General features: G+C 70.4%; 13 protein-coding genes. 2 read left to right on the forward strand and 11 right to left on the reverse strand.

Annotated features, from left to right (window positions below; translation table 11 throughout):
* Positions 1 to 93: 93 nt before the first annotated feature.
* The 10 genes from paoC to QTN24_RS24280 all read right to left on the reverse strand — a co-directional run bounded on the left by paoC (position 94) and on the right by QTN24_RS24280 (position 13,084).
* A complete protein-coding gene (gene paoC, locus QTN24_RS24235) occupies positions 94 to 2,286 on the reverse strand; it encodes an aldehyde oxidoreductase molybdenum-binding subunit PaoC (RefSeq protein ID WP_313840147.1) in 2,193 nt (730 codons plus the stop codon).
* 4 nt (positions 2,287 to 2,290) lie between these two features.
* The gene (locus QTN24_RS24240; RefSeq protein WP_313840148.1) at positions 2,291 to 3,241 is read right to left on the reverse strand and encodes a xanthine dehydrogenase family protein subunit M; all 951 of its coding nucleotides are present in this window, start codon (positions 3,239 to 3,241) and stop codon (positions 2,291 to 2,293) included.
* Entirely contained in the window at positions 3,238 to 3,894 is a 657-nt protein-coding gene (paoA, locus tag QTN24_RS24245; protein WP_313840149.1) for an aldehyde dehydrogenase iron-sulfur subunit PaoA, read from the reverse strand. Before paoA ends, QTN24_RS24240 begins: the two co-directional genes overlap by 4 nt.
* A 235-nt stretch (positions 3,895 to 4,129) precedes the next feature.
* A complete protein-coding gene (locus QTN24_RS24250; RefSeq protein WP_409559081.1) occupies positions 4,130 to 4,588 on the reverse strand; it encodes a flagellar protein FlhE in 459 nt (152 codons plus the stop codon).
* Positions 4,588 to 5,304 carry an RNA polymerase sigma factor FliA gene (locus QTN24_RS24255; protein ID WP_124685970.1) on the reverse strand — a complete coding sequence of 239 codons (717 nt, stop codon included), beginning with the start codon at positions 5,302 to 5,304 and terminating at the stop codon, positions 4,588 to 4,590. Before QTN24_RS24255 ends, QTN24_RS24250 begins: the two co-directional genes overlap by 1 nt.
* A gap of 113 nt (positions 5,305 to 5,417) precedes the next feature.
* Complete coding sequence (locus QTN24_RS24260) at positions 5,418 to 6,233, reverse strand: AAA family ATPase (RefSeq protein WP_313840156.1); 816 nt, start codon at positions 6,231 to 6,233, stop codon at positions 5,418 to 5,420.
* Positions 6,234 to 6,245: 12 nt separating this feature from the next.
* Positions 6,246 to 8,786, reverse strand: coding sequence for a flagellar biosynthesis protein FlhF (flhF, locus tag QTN24_RS24265; protein ID WP_313840150.1), 2,541 nt, complete (start codon positions 8,784 to 8,786; stop codon positions 6,246 to 6,248).
* 10 nt (positions 8,787 to 8,796) lie between these two features.
* The gene (flhA, locus tag QTN24_RS24270) at positions 8,797 to 10,884 is read right to left on the reverse strand and encodes a flagellar biosynthesis protein FlhA (RefSeq protein WP_124685968.1); all 2,088 of its coding nucleotides are present in this window, start codon (positions 10,882 to 10,884) and stop codon (positions 8,797 to 8,799) included.
* Positions 10,881 to 12,026 (reverse strand): flagellar biosynthesis protein FlhB, encoded by a 1,146-nt coding sequence (gene flhB, locus QTN24_RS24275; RefSeq protein WP_124685967.1) that lies wholly within the window; start codon positions 12,024 to 12,026, stop codon positions 10,881 to 10,883. Before flhB ends, flhA begins: the two co-directional genes overlap by 4 nt.
* A gap of 353 nt (positions 12,027 to 12,379) precedes the next feature.
* A complete protein-coding gene (locus tag QTN24_RS24280; RefSeq protein ID WP_313840151.1) occupies positions 12,380 to 13,084 on the reverse strand; it encodes a YceH family protein in 705 nt (234 codons plus the stop codon).
* Positions 13,085 to 13,301: 217 nt separating this feature from the next.
* Here QTN24_RS24280 and maiA point away from each other — a divergent pair, with 217 nt between their 5' ends.
* Together maiA and QTN24_RS24290 are read left to right on the forward strand one after the other, a co-directional pair.
* Positions 13,302 to 13,940: a maleylacetoacetate isomerase gene (gene maiA / locus QTN24_RS24285; RefSeq protein ID WP_313840152.1), complete on the forward strand. Its 639-nt coding sequence runs from the start codon at positions 13,302 to 13,304 to the stop codon at positions 13,938 to 13,940.
* Between the two features lie 105 nt (positions 13,941 to 14,045).
* Positions 14,046 to 14,993: an ABC transporter substrate-binding protein gene (locus tag QTN24_RS24290; RefSeq protein WP_313840153.1), complete on the forward strand. Its 948-nt coding sequence runs from the start codon at positions 14,046 to 14,048 to the stop codon at positions 14,991 to 14,993.
* Between the two features lie 13 nt (positions 14,994 to 15,006).
* Here QTN24_RS24290 and QTN24_RS24295 read toward each other — a convergent pair whose 3' ends face one another.
* Positions 15,007 to 16,359, reverse strand: a complete 1,353-nt coding sequence (locus QTN24_RS24295; protein ID WP_313840154.1) for a M20/M25/M40 family metallo-hydrolase — start codon at positions 16,357 to 16,359, stop codon at positions 15,007 to 15,009.
* Positions 16,360 to 16,538 lie beyond the last annotated feature (179 nt).

The following is a 16,538-nucleotide window of genomic DNA, read 5'->3' on the forward strand; positions in this document are numbered from 1 at the left end:
CTGCGACCTGTCTCAATTTGAACCGCCTGCCCTCACCCCCAGCCCCTCTCCCGCGCGCGGGAGAGGGGAGAAGACCCCCGCGCCAAATCCCCCCTACCCCACCACCGGCATCGACGCCAGCATCTTGTCCAGCGTGACCGGATAATTCCTCACCCTGACCCCGGTAGCGTGGTACACCGCGTTGGCCACGGCGGCGGCTACGCCGCAGATGCCCAGTTCGCCCACGCCCTTGGCCTTCATCGGCGACGAGATCGGGTCGGTCTCGTCCAGGAAGATGACTTCCTGGTGCGGGATGTCGGCGTGCACGGGCACTTCGTAGCTGGCCAGGTCGTGGTTAGCGAAGAAGCCCACGCGCTTGTCGACGTGCAGCGCCTCCATCAGCGCCGCGCCCACGCCCATCGTCATCGCGCCGATCACCTGGCTGCGGGCCGACTTGGGGTTCAGGATGCGGCCCGCCGCGCAGACGGCCAGCATGCGCTGCACGCGCACCTCGGCGGTGGCCAGGTCCACGGCCACCTCCACGAAGTGGCCGCCGAACGTTGACTGCTGGTACTTCTTGTCCAGGTCCCCGTACTCGATGATGTCCTCGGCCGACGCGCCCGCGAACTGCGCCAGGGGCACGCTGCGTCCGCCCGCCCGGATCTGGCCGCCCTCGAACACCGCGTGCGCGGCGTCCAGCCCGGCGCGTTCGGCCAGCGTCTGGCGCAGCTTCATGCAGGCCGCGTAGACGCCCGCCGTGGCGTTGTTGCCGCCCCACTGCCCGCCCGAGCCGCACGACTCCGGAAAGTTCGAATCGCCGAGCCGCACCACCACGCGGTCCAGCTGCACGCCCATCATCTCGGCGGCGGTCTGCGCGATGATCGTGTAGCTGCCCGTGCCGATGTCGGTCATGTCAGTTTCCACGACCACGGCGCCGCCCGCGTCGATGGCCACGCGCGCGCCGGACTTCGTCAGCAGGTTGTTGCGGAACGCCGACGCCACGCCCATGCCGATCAGCCACTGGCCCTCGCGCATCGACCCCGGCTTCGGGTTGCGCCGGTTCCAGCCGAAATGCTCGGCCCCCAGCCGCAGGCATTCCACGAAACGGCGCTGCGAGAACGGCCGCTCGGGCTTCTCCGGGTCCACCTGGGTGTCATTGAGGATGCGGAACTGCACCGGGTCCATGCCCAGCTTCTCGGCCATCTCGTCGATGGCGATTTCCAGCGCCATCAGCCCCGGCGCCTCGCCCGGCGCGCGCATGGCGTTGCCCTCGGGCAGGTCCAGCGTCGCCAGCCGCATCGTGGTCATGCGGTTGGCGCCCGCATAGAGCAGGCGCGTCTGCATCACGGCCGTCTCCGGCTGGCCGCCCTGCAGGTCGCCCGACCAGCTTTCGTGGCCGATGGCCGTGATCTTGCCATCGCGCGTGGCGCCGATGCGGATGCGCTGGATCGTGGCCGGCCGGTGCGTGGTGTTGTTGGCCATCAGCGGCCGCGTCAGCGCCACCTTCACGGGCCGCCGGGCCTCGCGCGCGCCCAGCACGGCCAGCAGCACCTCGGCGCGCAGGAACAGCTTGCCGCCGAAGCCGCCGCCGATGAACGGCGAGACGATGCGGATCTTTTCCTTCGGGATGCCAAGCGTGGTCGCCATGTCCTCGTGCGCCCAGGCCACCATCTGGTTGGCGGTCCAGATCGTCACCTTGTCGCCCGACCACGCGGCCATCGACGCATGCGGTTCCATCATGCAGTGCGACTGGTCCGGCGTCGTGTAGCGCGCGTCGAGCTGCACCGGCGCGGCCGCGAAGGCGCCTTCGAAGTCGCCGACCTCGGTATCGGGCTTCGAATCCTTCTTCGGCTTGGCGGAAAAGCAGCACGCGTCCTCCAGGTCGAACTGGCCTTTCTCGGCCGCGTAGTCGACGCGGATCAGCGCGGCGGCGGCACGGGCCTGCTCGAACGTCTCGGCCACCACCAGCGCGATGGCCTGGTGGTAGTGCTGGATCTCGGGCCCGGCCAGCAGCCTGGCCGTGTTGCGCTTGGCCTTGCCGAGCTTGCCGGCGTTCTGGGCCGTGACGATGGCCAGCACGCCGGGCGCGCGGCGGGCGGCGTCCAGCTGCATCTTGCGGATGCGCCCCTTGGCGATGCCGGCGCCAACCACGTAGCCGTAGGCCGGGTTCGGCGCCACGTCGTGCCATTCATAGGCGTAGGTGGCCGTGCCCGTGGTCTTGCGGGCGCCGTCGATACGGTCCACTGCCTGGCCGACCACGCGGCCGGCGTCGATGGGATTGGTTGTCGCGGGTGTGTCGAATTTCATGGCTTCACCCCTTGGCCTGCGTCAGGACCGCGGCCACCGTGCGCCGCACCAGTTGGATCTTGTAGGCGTTTTCCGCCGTCGGCGTGGCGCCGTCCAGCAGCCGCTGCGTGACGGCCGTGGGCCCGTGCGGCATCTCGGCATCGGCCGCGGCCACGCGCCACGGCTTGTGGGCCACGCCGCCCAGCGCCACGCGGCCGGTGCCGTCGCGCTGCACGATGGCCGCCACGGACACCAGCGCAAACGCGTACGAGGCGCGGTCGCGGACCTTGCGGTAGAGGTGCACGCCGCCCACCGGCGGCGGCAGCGTCACGGCCGTGATCAGCTCGCCACGCTCCAGCACGGTTTCGATATGCGGCGTGTTGCCGGGCAGCCGATGGAAATCGGCAATCGGGATGACGCGCCGCTGGCCGTCCGGGCGCACCGTCTCGACGCTGGCGTCCAGCACGCGCATGGCCACGGCCATGTCGCTCGGATGCGTGGCGATGCAGGCCTCGCTGCCGCCGATCACGGCCAGTTGCCGGCTGAAGCCGCCGATGGCGCCGCAGCCGCTGCCCGGCTGGCGCTTGTTGCACGGCTGGGCCGTGTCGTAGAAATAGGGGCAGCGCGTGCGCTGCAGCAGGTTGCCGGCCGTGGTGGCGCGGTTGCGCAACTGGCCCGACGCACCGGCCAGTAGCGCGCGCGACAGCACGCCGTAGTCGCGCCGCACGCGCGGGTCCGCCGCAAGGTCGGTGTTGCGCACCAGCGCGCCCACGCGCAGGCCGCCCTGCTGCGTCGGCTCGATCTTGTCCAGCGCCAGCCCGTTGACGTCCACCAGATGCGTGGGCGCCTCGATGCCGAGCTTCATCAGGTCCAGCAGGTTGGTGCCGCCGGCGATGAAGCGCGCGCCGGGGTGCTTCATCGCCGCTGCGGCGGCGTCGGCCGGCGTGGCCGCGCGTTCGTAGGTAAACGGGTTCATGACTGGCCTCCCGCCACCTCGGTGATTGCGTCCAGGATGTTCGAATAGGCGCCGCAGCGGCAGATGTTGCCACTCATGCGCTCGCGGATCTCGCCCGGCGACGCCTGCGGCCGGGCGTTCAGGTCCGGCGTCACGTGGCTGGGGATGCCGGCGCGAATCTCGTCGAGCACGGCCACGGCCGAGCAGATCTGGCCCGGCGTGCAGTAGCCGCACTGGTAGCCGTCATGCTTGACGAATGCCACCTGCATCGGGTGCATCCGGTTCGGATGGCCCAGCCCTTCCACGGTCGTGATGGTGGCGCCTTCGTGCATCACGGCCAGCGTCAGACAGGAATTGATGCGCCGGCCGTCCACGATGACCGTGCAGGCGCCGCACTGGCCGTGGTCGCAGCCCTTCTTGGTGCCGGTCAGGTGCAGGTGCTCGCGCAGCGCATCGAGCAGCGTGGTACGGGTGTCCAGCGCCAGCGCGCGCGGCTGGCCGTTGACGACGAACGATACGTTGGCGGCCACGGGCTTGAGCGCGCCGGGCGCCACGCTGGCACCGGGCGCCGGGGGCGTGGCGGCGCCGGCCGGCACGGCGGCGGCCGTGACCGATGCCGCCCCGGCCACCACGAACTCGCGGCGGGAAAGCTTGATGTCGCGGAAATCTTCCATTGCGTTGGATCCTTTCTGGCTGACAGAGGATGGCAACGTGGCGAGACTTGCACGTAGGAATTACATGGCGGCAGCGATACGCGGGCATGGCCACGCCGCAGCCGGGATGCATAGGGGACGAATGTCGCGCTTTCCGCACGTTGCTGGGCGGGGAAAGCGCAGGAAGCGTGCCACCGGGCGCCGGATGTGGCGTCCGATGACCGTCTGCTGGGCCGGCGGGGGGCCCGGCGGCGGGTCAGCGGTAGTTGACGGTGACCTCGTTGCTGCGGCCCTGGAGCATCGGGGCGAGCCCGCCCTGGCCAGGGATGCGATAGGCAAACACGAAGCCCTTGGAGGCATCGTCGCCCACGAAGGCGTCGGTGCGGCCCTCGGCGCCCGGCAGCATCACGCAGCGGTCGGCGTTGCACAGGTAGGCCTGCAGGTCCACCGGCGGCGTGCGGGTAAAGCTGTAGCGCCAGCGCACCGACGTGATGCGGCCCATGGCCTGCGGCATCGTCGCCAGCGGCATGATCGGCGCCGACAGCGCGCGCTGGCCCTTGCTGGCGATCTGCGGGCCCATCGACGACGCCGTCCACGCAAAGCGCGACCCGGCGATCTCGTAGTTGGCCCGGGTGAACACGGGCGCCGGCGTCTGCGCGTGGGACGCGGCCTGGCCCATTGCCCAGAGCGCGGCAAGGATCAGTACGCGCCGCATCACAGCATTCCGCGCAACTGGGTGCGCAGGCGCGCGATGGCCTGGCTGCGGATCTGGCACACGCGCGACTCGGTCACTTCCAGCACCGCGCCGATTTCGCGCAGGTTCAGTTCCTGGTCGTAGCACAGCGACAGCACCAGCTTCTCGCGCTCCGGCAGCTTGTCGATGGCGCGGATCAGCGCCTCGCGCATGCCCGATTCCATCAGCACCGTCAGCGGGTTGGCATCGTCGGTAACGCCAAGGTGGCGGTCCAGGAAGTCTTCCTCGCCCGAGCGCTCGAAATCCTCGTAGTGCAGCAGCTGGCAGCCGTAGACCTCGTTGAGCAGCTCCTGGTACTCCTCAAGCGGCATCTCCAGCTCCTTGGCCACCTCGGAGTCGATCGGCGTGCGGCCCAGCTTCTGCTCCAGCTGGCGCTGCGTGCGCTCGATCTTGCGCGTGAACTGCCGCAGGCTGCGCGATTGCCAGTCGTTGGCGCGCACCTCGTCGAGCATGGCACCCCGGATGCGCTGGCTGGCGTAGGTCTCGAACCGCGCGCCATGGTTGTCTTCGTAGCGCTTGGCGGCGTCGAGCAGGCCGATCATGCCGGCCTGTATCAGGTCGTCGATCTGTACGCTGGCGGGCAGCTTGGCCGCCAGTTGCAGCGCGATGCGCCGCACCAGTGGCGCGTGCGACTTGACCACGTCCGCCTGCTCGAGCTTTCCCTGAATCGTGTACATGGTGGAACTCTCGTTAAATGCTTTCTGTGTTTGCCAAAGCCGGCTGTTACTGGGAGTCGGCGTCTGGCAGGCTGAGTTTCCGGTCTTGTCGGGACTTCTTGTTCTTTGCGAGGTCATGCGGGCACGGCCGGAGCCGTGCCCAGGGGCGCTGCTTCCTGGCGCAGCGGCCATGCGCCGATACGGCTGGCGATGTGCCGCAACGCACCGGTGGCCGTGGCGGCGGGATACGCCTCCACCACGCACCGCCCCAGCTGGAGCGCACGCGCCACCAGCGGATCCATCGGCAGATACCCTGCCAGGCTGGCCTCCACGCCCAGGTACTGGCTCGCCGTGCGGGCCAGGTTGCGCGCGAGCGCCGTGACCGTCCCCTCCGCGGCCGCCAGGTTGACGACGAGCTGGAAGTGACGGCATGCGTATTCGTGATGCAGCCGCTTGATGCAGGCATAGGCGGCCGTGATCGACGTGGCCTCGGGCCGCATGACGATCACGAAGTTGTGCGACTGCCCGGCCAGCACCGACAGCGCGCCCGTGGCGTCGCGGCGGGCGTCCACCAGCAGCGAGCGCACGTCGGGCAGCCGCGCGGCCAGCACCGGCTCGGCCGGCAACATGCCAACCGGCGGATGGCCGGCCTGCAGCACGGCAATGCCGGTGGCAGGCCGCGTGCCCACCGCCGCCGCGAACGGCGCGCGGCCGTCGAGCACGTCGGCCAGCGTCGCGGCCGGGGCGGCACCTGCCAGCCGCATGGCGCGCGCGCCGTAGCGGTCCTCGTCCACCAGCAGCACACGCTCGCCCTGCATCGCTAGCGCGTTGGCCAGGCCCAGCGCCACGGTCGTGGCGCCCACGCCCGGCTCGGCACCCACCACGGCGATGCGGCGCGTCACGCGCGGCGCCAGCAAGCGGCGCAGGCTTTCGGCCTGATCGGAGCCCATCAGGTTCAAGGCTTACTCCCCGGCGGCCGCGAGTTGCGGCATGGCTTGCGTGGCTTCCATGGCGGCCATGGCCTGCATGGCGGACGTGGCCGATTCGGGCACGTCGTCGTGCAGCGCGGGCGCCGGCGCGGCGCCGCGGCCCGGATAGTTCTCCAGCACGTCCAGCAGCGCCAGCAGGCGGCCCATGCCTTCGTTGAGCACGGCGCCGGCCACCGGAGCGTTCACGCGGGCGGAAGCCCGGCCAGCCAGGCGCGACAGGAAGGCCGGCGCGGTCGGCGTGGGCGTATGCTGCAGGCGCAGCGCGGTCAGGCCCAGTTGCAGCGACACCATGCCTTCGCACGGCGCCGCATCCGCGTCACCGTCCTGCGCGAAATGCTCGATCGCGTGGCGCAGCGTGCGGAACTGTTCCTCGGCCGCCAGCGTCCATTGCGACCAGCGCGCCACCTGTGCGGCGTCGTCGGCCAGTGCCGGATCGCACAGCGTGTATTCGACCGACAGCGTGTCGCCGGTCTCGTGGTCGACCAGGCGGGACACCACCAGGCAGGCTTCGGTGCCGCTCTCGCCGGCATGGCCCTTGCCACGCGCGGCGGCACGCACCTGGCCGTCCGGAATGCGGACCAGCCCGTGGGCCAGCCAGTGCGCGGCGGCGCGGTCGCGGTACGTCACGTCGCCGATGGCGTGGAACGTCAGCGTGTCGGCCACCGTGTCGAGCTTGTTGGCGGCGCCGTCGGCGATTACGCGCATGGTCTTGCGCGCGCCGGCGATCCAGCGTTCGCCCGTCTGCTGCCAGCGTGCCAGCGTGGCGGGCGTGGGCAGCGAGCTGTTCAGGTTCACCACCGTGCGGGCGGCGGCCAGCGTGGCGCGCACCGTGGCGGCTTCGGCATCGGCCTCGGCTTCCGACAGCGAATGGCGGGCGCGCACGGCGGACACCACCGTGCTGGCCAGCGGCATGCCGTCGCGGTCGGCCAGCCACAGCGTGTGCTGCATCATCTGCGGGGCGCGGCGGCCCTGCACGGTCTGCGCGACGTTCTGCGTCACGTTCAGCACGTAGCGGTCGCACGCGCGGCTGGCGTCGCGGCACATGGCCAGGCGCACCTGCTGCACCATCGGACGCAGCGCCGACGCGCCGCCGGCACGCTGCTGCCAGAGCTGGCGAGCCAGGTCGAAGCCGTACTGCGGGCCGCTCAGTTCTTCCACGCAGACGCCCACGGCGTTGGCGCTGTCGGTCAGCGAGCGCAGCACGTCGTCGGCGCCGCCGTTGCGGTCGGCCTGGCGCGGCGTGGCGGCTTCGGCAGCCCCCGCCTGGCGGCGCGCCACGTCGGCGTCATTGAACAGCGAGCCGCGGCGCGGCGTCAGGAATGCCCGCTCCACGAGCGCACCGGCCTGGGCGAGTTCCAGATGCTCGGGCACGCGCTGGCCGGTGGAGGCGTAGAACACCGGCAGCCGGTGGCGGATCACCACGTCCAGCACGGACCCCAGGTGCGTGGCTTCGTCGAGCTTGCTGATGATGCAGCCGTCGATGCCGCCAGCGGCGCCGGCGGCGTCGTTGCGGTAGGCGTGCACCACCTCGTTGAGCGTGTCGCCGTGCGCGGCGCCGTTCAGCAGCAGCACGCGCTGCATCGGCATCTGCACGCCGGCCAGCATGGCGATCTGGTCCGACAGGCTGCGGTCGCGCTGGCTCATGCCCACCGTGTCGATGATCACGAGGTGCTTGTCCTTCATGGCCGACAGCGCAAAGCGCAGGTCCGCGGCATCCTTGACCGCGTGCACGGGCACGCCGAGGATGTCGCCGTAGATGCGAAGCTGCTCGTGCGCGCCGATCCGGAAGCGGTCGGTCGTCAGCAGGGCCAGGCTTTGCGGGCCGTGGCGCAGCACGAAGCGGGCCGCCAGCTTGGCGGTGGTGGTGGTCTTGCCCACGCCGGTCGGGCCGATCAGCGCCAGCACGCCGCCCTGCGCGAACAGCGCGTCCTCGTCGGCCAGTACCGGCACCTTGCTGGCCAGTTCCTGGCGGATCCAGGCCATCGCGGCCGGGCGGTCGGTGCCCACGGGCAGGCGCGACAGCAGCGTGCGCGAAAGCTGGCCCGAGAACCCGGCGTTCACCATCCATTCGAACAGCGACTCGCGCAGCGGATCGCCGGCGGCCACGCCATTGCCGCCCTGCGACAGGCCGGCGAACTGGCGCTCCAGCAGCGAGCGCATCGACGCCAGTTCACCGCGCAGGTCGCCGAGCATCGCGTCGCCCTGGCCGGCGTGGGCCGGCGGCATGGCTGCGAAGGCGTCGGGCGTCGGCGCCAGGATGGTGGCCGGCTGCGACGGGTAGGCATCGTGCAGCGCCTGCAGCATCGGCAGCGGCGCCGGCGACGCCAGCGCGGCCGGCTCGTAGAGCTGGGCGCTGGCGCTGACCGAACCCAGGTCGGTATCGCGCATTGCCACGATTTCCACGCCGCCCTCGATGGTGCGGTTGGAGAGCACCACGGCGTCGGGGCCCATGGCCTCGCGCACCTTGCGCATCGCTTCGCGGCCGTTGGCCGCCACAAACTTTGCCACGCTCATCGTTCAGTCCTCACGCTGCGCCGCCGATCATGGCGGTGATGCGAATGTTGCGGTTGTCCGGTACCTCGGCATGCGACAGCACTTTCAGCTGGGGCAGCGTGCGGCGCAGGAAGCGGGCCATCAGCGGGCGCATCGGCGGCGGCACCAGCAGCACCGGGTCCAGCCCCAGTTGTTCCTGGCGGGCCACGGCGCCCTGCGCCTGCTGCAGCAGTGCATCGGCCAGGCCCGGTTCGATGCCGCCGCCGTTGGCCAGCGCCTGCGTCAGCACGCGCTCCAGGCCGGCGTCCAGGCCGATCACCTGCATGTCGGCGTTGTTCGGGAAGAGCTGCTGCGTGATGGCGCGGCCCAGGGCCACGCGCACCAGCGTGGTCAGCTCGGCCGGGTCGTTGATCTTCGGCGCGTTCTCGGCCACCACGTCCAGCACCGTGCGCATGTCGCGGATCGCCACGCCTTCGTCCAGCAGGTTCTGCAGCACCTTCTGCAAGCCGGTCAGCGAGATCGTCTTGGGCACCAGGTCTTCGGTCAGCTTGGGCGCTTCCTTGCCGATGCGGTCCAGCAGCGCCTGCACTTCCTGGCGGCCCAGCAGTTCCGATGCGTGCATCTGGATCAGGTGGTTCAGGTGCGTGGCCACCACGGTGCTGGCGTCCACCACCGTGTAGCCGTATGCCTGGGCCTGCTCCTTGAGCGCGGCGTCGATCCACACGGCCGGCAGGCCGAACGCGGGGTCGCGCGTGGCGGCGCCCGGCAGCGTGCCGGTGACCTGCCCGGGGTTGATCGCCATCCACTGGCCGGGGTTGGCCTCGCCGCTGCCGATCTCCACGCCCTTGAGCGTGATGCGGTAGGCGTTGGGCTTCAGTTCCAGGTTGTCGCGGATGTGCACCACCGGCACCAGGAAGCCGATGTCCTGCGCGATCTTCTTGCGGATGCTCTTGATGCGGCCCAGCAGCTCGCCGTTCTGGCCGCGGTCCACCAGCGTGATCAGGCGGTAGCCCACTTCCATGCCCAGCGGGTCGACCATCGTGACGTCTTCCCACGTGGCTTCGGCCACCTCGGCCTGCACGGCCGGGCTGCGTTCCTCGCTGGCCTTGGACTCGGTCGCCTTGACCTCGCGGCGCATCATGTAGCGGCCAAACCAGATCAGCGCGCCGGCCAGCAGCAGGAAGGCAAAGTGCGGCATGCCCGGGATCAGGCCCATCGTGCCGATGATGCCGGCGGTGATGAACATCACGCGCGGGTCAGAGAACAACTGGCCGGTCAGCTGCTGGCCAACGTCCTGCTCGTTCGACACGCGCGACACGATCACACCGGCGGCCGTGGAGATCACCAGCGCGGGGATCTGGGCCACCAGGCCGTCGCCAATCGTCAGCAGCGTGTAGTTGTGGACGGCCGTGCCGAAGTCCAGGTCGTGCTGGACCATGCCCACGACCATGCCGGCGGCCACGTTGATGAACATGATCAGCAGGCCGGCGATGGCGTCGCCGCGCACGAACTTCGACGCACCGTCCATGGCGCCGTAGAAGTCCGATTCCTGCGCCACCTCGGACCGGCGCTTGCGGGCGCCTTCCTCGTTGATCAGGCCCGCGTTCAGGTCGGCGTCGATGGCCATCTGCTTGCCGGGCATGGCGTCGAGCATGAAGCGCGCGCCGACTTCGGCGATACGGCCCGCGCCCTTGGTAATCACCATGAAGTTGATGACGACCAGGATGGCGAACACCACGATACCGACCGCAAAGTTGCCGCCCACCAGGAAGTGGCCGAACGCCTCGATCACCTTGCCGGCCGCGTCGGGGCCGGTATGGCCTTCCAGCAGCACCACGCGGGTCGACGCCACGTTCAGCGACAGGCGCAGCAGCGTGGAGAACAGCAGCACGGCCGGGAACGCCGCGAAATCCAGCGGGCGCTGCGTGTACATGCCCACCAGCAGCACCATGATCGACAGCGCGATGTTGAACGTGAACAGCAGGTCCAGGATGAACGCCGGCAGCGGCAGGATCATCATGCCGAGGATCATGACGATCAGCAGCGGGCCAGCCAGCGCCTTCATCTGGGCGCCACCCCGCAGTGCGGGCATGTTGAATAGGTTGGTCAGGGCGTTCATGCGCGGCTTTCCGGTACGGCTAGTTCATCCGGCACCAGCAGGTCGGTCGGCGAATCGGGCTGCGGACCATAGCTGTAGTGCCAGTTCTTCAATTGATAAACCCAGGCGAGGATCTCGGCGACGGCCGTGTACAGGCCGGCCGGGATCTCGTGGCCGATTTCCACGTGGCGGTGCAGCGCGCGGGCCAGCGGCGGTGCCGACAGCACCGGCACGCGGTTTTCGCGGGCCAGTTCGCGGATGCGGGCCGCCACCTCGTCGGCGCCCTTGGCCACCACGCGCGGCGCGTTCCAGCGCGCGCCTTCGTCGTAGCGCAGCGCCACGGCGAAGTGCGTGGGGTTGGTCACCACGACGTCGGCCTTGGGCACCTCGGCCATCATCCGGCGCCGGGCCATGGCCCGCTGCTGCTGGCGGATGCGCGCCTTGATGTGCGGGTCGCCGTCGGTTTCCTTCATCTCCTGCTTGACCTCTTCCTTGGTCATGCGGAGCTTCTTGTAGAACGTCCAGAGCTGCCACGGCGTGTCGAGCGCCGCCACCAGGATCAGCGATCCGGCCACGATGCCGCACACGTACAGCACCATGTCCATCATGCGCAGCATGGCCTCGTTGACCGGGGCGTTCATCAGCGCGATAGCCTCTGGCAGCTCGCGCCACACCATCCACGCGCCCACGCCGCCCACCAGCACCGACTTGGCGATGGCCTTGACCAGTTCCGCCAGCGACTGCGACGAGAACATCCGGCCCAGCCCCTCCAGCGGCGACAGGCGCGAGAAATTGGGCGCGAACGACTTGGTCGAGAACAGCCAGCCGCCCAGCGCCAGCGGGGCCACCAGCGCGGCCACGCCAAACATCAGCAGCAGCGGCATGAAGGCCAGCAGGCTGTCCCAGATGGCGATGGCGAACTGCGACAGCATGCGGTTGGGGTCGAAGGCCGTGGCCGGCTCGAACGCCAGGCTGGCCTGCATCACCCCGTTCAGCTTGCGGCCCAGCGGGCCGCCCAGCGTCCAGAGCCCCAGCACGCCGGTCATCAGCATCACGAACGTGCCGAGTTCGCGCGAACGCACCACCTGCCCCTCCTCGCGCGCCTTTTCCAGGCGCCGGGGTGAGGCGGGTTCGGTTTTTTCGAGATCGCTTTCCTCGGACATGAATGCTCCAGTGCAAAGCGCGCGGGCGGCACTTCGTCACCGAGGATTATCAAAGCCCGGGGGTCACGGCATTGGGGGGAAAAGGCGGGGAAACAGGTGCCTGTTTCAGGAATGAGGGGGGCAGCGGGAATAACGGCCCCGATGTGGCGATCTTTAGGCCCGGATCGCCGGAATGTGCCGATCATGCCGGCATCGGACGGGATCGGGGCCGATGATGTCACGTTTCGGACGTGGCATCGGGCGCCGGCGGGTTGCCCGGTGGGCGGGACGCCCGGACCGGGGTCCTGGCCGGCCTGCCCGCCCTGCCGCCTGGCGGGCAGGCAGAGCGAACACTTACATGCCTGGCCGGCGAATCAGCCCAGCCGGCCCGGTTCGATCTCGATGCCGAGCTGGCCGGCCATTTCCACGACCAGCGCCTGCAGCCGGGCCACCTTTTCCTGCAGTTCGCGATGGCCGATGCGCAGCGCTTCCAGCTCGGACGGCGACGCGGGCGCCGCGTCGGCGCGCGAGGGCGCGGCCAGTTCGGCCACGTTGACGTCGCCGCACAGCAGGTGCATCCACCGGTGCTCGCGCTCGCCGGGCGCGCGCGGCAGCTTCACGACCAGCGCGGGCGCACGTTCGGCCAGTTCGTCCAGGAACGCCTCGACCGACGAGATATCGGCAAACGCGTGCAGCCGGGCCGTGTTCAGGCGCAGTTCGGCGGCCGTCTGGGGGCCACGCAGCAGCAGCGTGGACAGCAGCGCCGCCGACTGGCTCGGCACGCCCAGCACCTTGCCCAGGTTCTGTTCGAAGCGCGGCACGCGGCTGCTGCTGCCCTCGAAGACCAGGCTCAGCGACTTCAGGCCATCGATGGCGGCCAGGATCTCGTCCTCGGTCACGCTCATCACCGGCGCGCGCGCCGTCTTCTGGTTGCATCCCGCGGCCAGCGCGTTCAGCGACAGCGGATAGGTGTCCGGCACGGTGAACTGCTTTTCCAGCAGCACGGCCACCACGCGGCCCTCCAGCGGGGTCAGCGCGCGCAGCGCGGGGCGGGACGGGGTGTCGGGCGTGGATTCCATGATGGCATCGGGCAGGTTTTCGAGGGGCCCATTGAAGCGCAACCGGGCGGGCGATGCAACCGCGCCGGGCAGGCTGCATTGTCACGCAGTGTATCTGGCCCCGGCGGCGCCACAGGCCGATACGCGCGCGGGCGGTGCGCGACACATCGCCGATACGCCGCCGCCCGAAGCTTGCGCCATCGCCACTGCAAGCGGGGACCGCCCCGGAAGGAACATCATGAAGCTCTATGCCAACGAGGTGTCATCGGCCACGTCGCGCGTGAAGATCGCGCTGGCGCTCAAGGGCCTGGCGGTCGAGATCGAGCCGGTCACGATCTTTGGCGAGGCGGCCGAGTCACGCCAGGCCCGCTACCGCGCGATCAACCCGCAGGGGCTGGTGCCCGCGCTGCAGACCGACACCGGTGAGCTGATTACCCAGTCGCTGGCCATCATCGAATACCTGGACGAACGCTACCGCACGCCGCCGCTGCTGCCGGCCGACCCCGAGGACCGCGCGTTTGCGCGCGCCATTGCGCTGTCGATTGCCGCGGAGATCCACGCCCTGCTGCCGCCGCGCGTGGCCGCTCGCCTGTCGACCATTCCCGGCATGGACGCCGAGGGCGTGGCCGCGTGGGCGCGCCACTGGGTCGACGTGGGCTTCTGCGCGATCGAGGAACGGCTGGCGGCGCGCCGCACCGGGCGCTTCGTGGTGGGCGACGTGCCGACCGTGGCCGACATCTACCTGTTCCCGCAGGCCATTGGTGCCGGGCGCATGGGCTTTGACGTCGCGCAGCGCTGGCCGCACATCGCCGCCATCGTCGCGGCGCTGCACGACGTGCCGGCGTTCGCGCTGAACGCGCCTGCGCCGCGCACGTAGGCGTGCGGGCCGGGGCCGGGCATAACGACTTGCGAAAACATTCGTTGGGATTCGCGCGCGGCGGGCGTACGGTCGGGGCTCCAGTCACCCTTACTGCCGCCCCGCATGACGATCGATCGCCGCCAGTTCCTGCATGCCGCCAGCGCCGTTGCGCTGGCCGGCGCCCTGCCCACCGCGCACGCCCAGCCCCGCCCGGTGCTGAAGGCCGGCGACCAGAAAGGCGGCCTGCGCGCGCTGCTGGAATCGGCCGATGCGCTCAAGGGCCTGACCTACGACATCCAGTGGACCGAGTTCCCGGCCGCCGCGCCGCTGGCCGAGGCGCTTAACGCCGGCGCCGTCGACAGCGGGCCGATTGGCGACGCGCCCGCGATCTTCGCGCTGGCGGCGGGCACGCGCATCCGCCTGATCGGCGCCAACCGGTCAGACCCGTATGGCACCGCCGTGCTGGTGCGGCCCGATTCGCCGCTGCGCAGCGCGGCCGACCTGAAGGGCAAGCGCATCGGCACCAATCGCGGCTCGATCGGCCATTTCGTGACGCTCAAGGCACTGGCGTCGGCCGGCCTGAAGCCCGAGGACGCCGACATCCGCTTCCTGCCGCCAGCCGATGCCAAGCTGGCGCTGACCAACGGCTCGGTGGATGCCTGGGCCACGTGGGAGCCGTATACGGCCATGGCCGAGACCAGCGGCCATGCGCGCGTGCTGGTCAGCGGGCGCGGCCTGTGGTCCGGCCTGAGCTACCTGGCCGCCACCGACACGGCGCTGGCCACCAAGCGCGCCGTGCTGGCCGACTTCCTGCAGCGCGTGGTGCGCGCGCAGGTCTGGTCGTACCAGCACGTGCCCGAGTTCTCGGCCACGCTGGCGCGCATCATCGGCATTCCGCCCGAGGCTGCGCGGTTGCAGTTCGAGCGCCGCCGCACACGCTGGCAGGCCATCGACGCCGAGGTGGTCGCCATCCAGCAGCAGACCGCAGACTTCTACCTGCAGGCCGGGCTGCTGAAGCAGCGGCTGGACGTGGCGGCCACGTTCGACCGCAACTTTCCGCTGACCGCCTAGCCGGCCGTTGCGATCAGCGCGCGGCGGCCGTGCGGGCCGCGCGGCGCGCCAGCAGCGGATCGGCCACGCCGTCGACGCCCACCAGGCCGAGCACCGTGGTCAGGCCCCATTGCGCGCCTTCGTAGGCGTTGGTGGGGTCGAACCATTCGTCGCGCGAGTGCGAGCCGCCCGACTTGCCGCCGCTGCCGATGATGATGGCCGGGATGCCCAGCGACATCGGCACATTGGCGTCGGTGCTGCCGCCGCGCAGCGAGGGCGCTTCCTTGGCGCGGCTGCGGATCACGCGCACCGCCGACTGCACGATCACGGCGTCGGTGGGCGTCTGCCCGGCGGGCCGGTCGCCGATCATGCGCGTCTGGAACGTGATCTCCTGCCCGCGCGCGGGCTTCCAGCGCGCGTTCTCGTCGGCCACGCCGGCGGCGATCGCGTCCATGATCTGCTTTTCGGCCTCCAGCAGCGCAGGCGTGCCGTTGGAGCGGATGTCGATGGCCATGCGGGCATCGCCGGCAATCGCGTTGACCGACGTGCCACCGCCCACGGTGCCCACCGTGAACGTCGTCTTGGGATCGGTGGGCGTGCGGACATCGCCAATCTTGCTGACGGCGCGGCCCATCGCATGGATCGCGCTGGGCAGGCCGAACGCGCCGAAGCTGTGGCCGCCCGGCCCCTTGAACGTGACTTCGTAGCGGTGGCTGCCGGTGCCCTGCGTGAGCACGCGCTCGCCGGTGCCGGGTTCGATGCCGACCATGCCGTCGATGTCGGCATGGTCGCGGAACACGGCCTTCATGCCGCGCAGGTTGCCCAGTTCCTCCTCGCCGACGTTGCCGACGAAGACCAGGTCGCCCACGGTGCGTACGTTGTTATCGTTGAGCACCTTGAGCCACGAGAGCAGCACGGCCAGCCCGCGCGTGTCGTCGCCGATGCCGGGCGCGTAGAGCTTGCCGTCGCGCGCCTTCACGGTAACGTCAGTGCCTTCCGGGAAGACCGTGTCCAGGTGGGCCGATACCAGCAGCCTGGGCCCGTTGCCGGTGCCCTTGCGGATGCCGATGGCGTTGCCTTCGGCGTCGATATGGGCGTCCGACAGCCCCAGCGCCTTGAGCCGGGCCACGAAGTATTCGGCGCGCGCCTTTTCCTTGAACGGCGGCGCGGGGATCTCGGTCATCGTCTTCAGTTCGGCCAGCGCGCGGGCGTCGTCGGCGCGCACGTCGGCCATCAGCTTCTGGTAGACGGGGGCGGCCTCCAGCCTGGCGTAGGCGCTATCGACGGATGGGGAAACCTGCGGGACGGTCAGCGTCTGACCCTGGGCGATGCCGGCGGAAAACGCGGCGGCAACGGCGACGACAACAACGGTACGGCGAGCATGCATGGGGGCGATCCTCTGGCAGTGGGGAAACCGTGGTCGACCACGATTGTGCCAGCGAATGCGGGTGGGGGTGGGGGATGGTGGCGTGGGTGGCAGGTTGGGTCGCGGGGGGGGGGCCCCCCCCCCCCCCCCCCCCCCCCCCCGCGGGGGGGGGCGCCCCCCCCCCCCCCCCCCCCCCCCCC

Source organism: Cupriavidus sp. SZY C1, from assembly GCF_032190535.1.
Lineage (GTDB): Bacteria > Pseudomonadota > Gammaproteobacteria > Burkholderiales > Burkholderiaceae > Cupriavidus > Cupriavidus pauculus_C.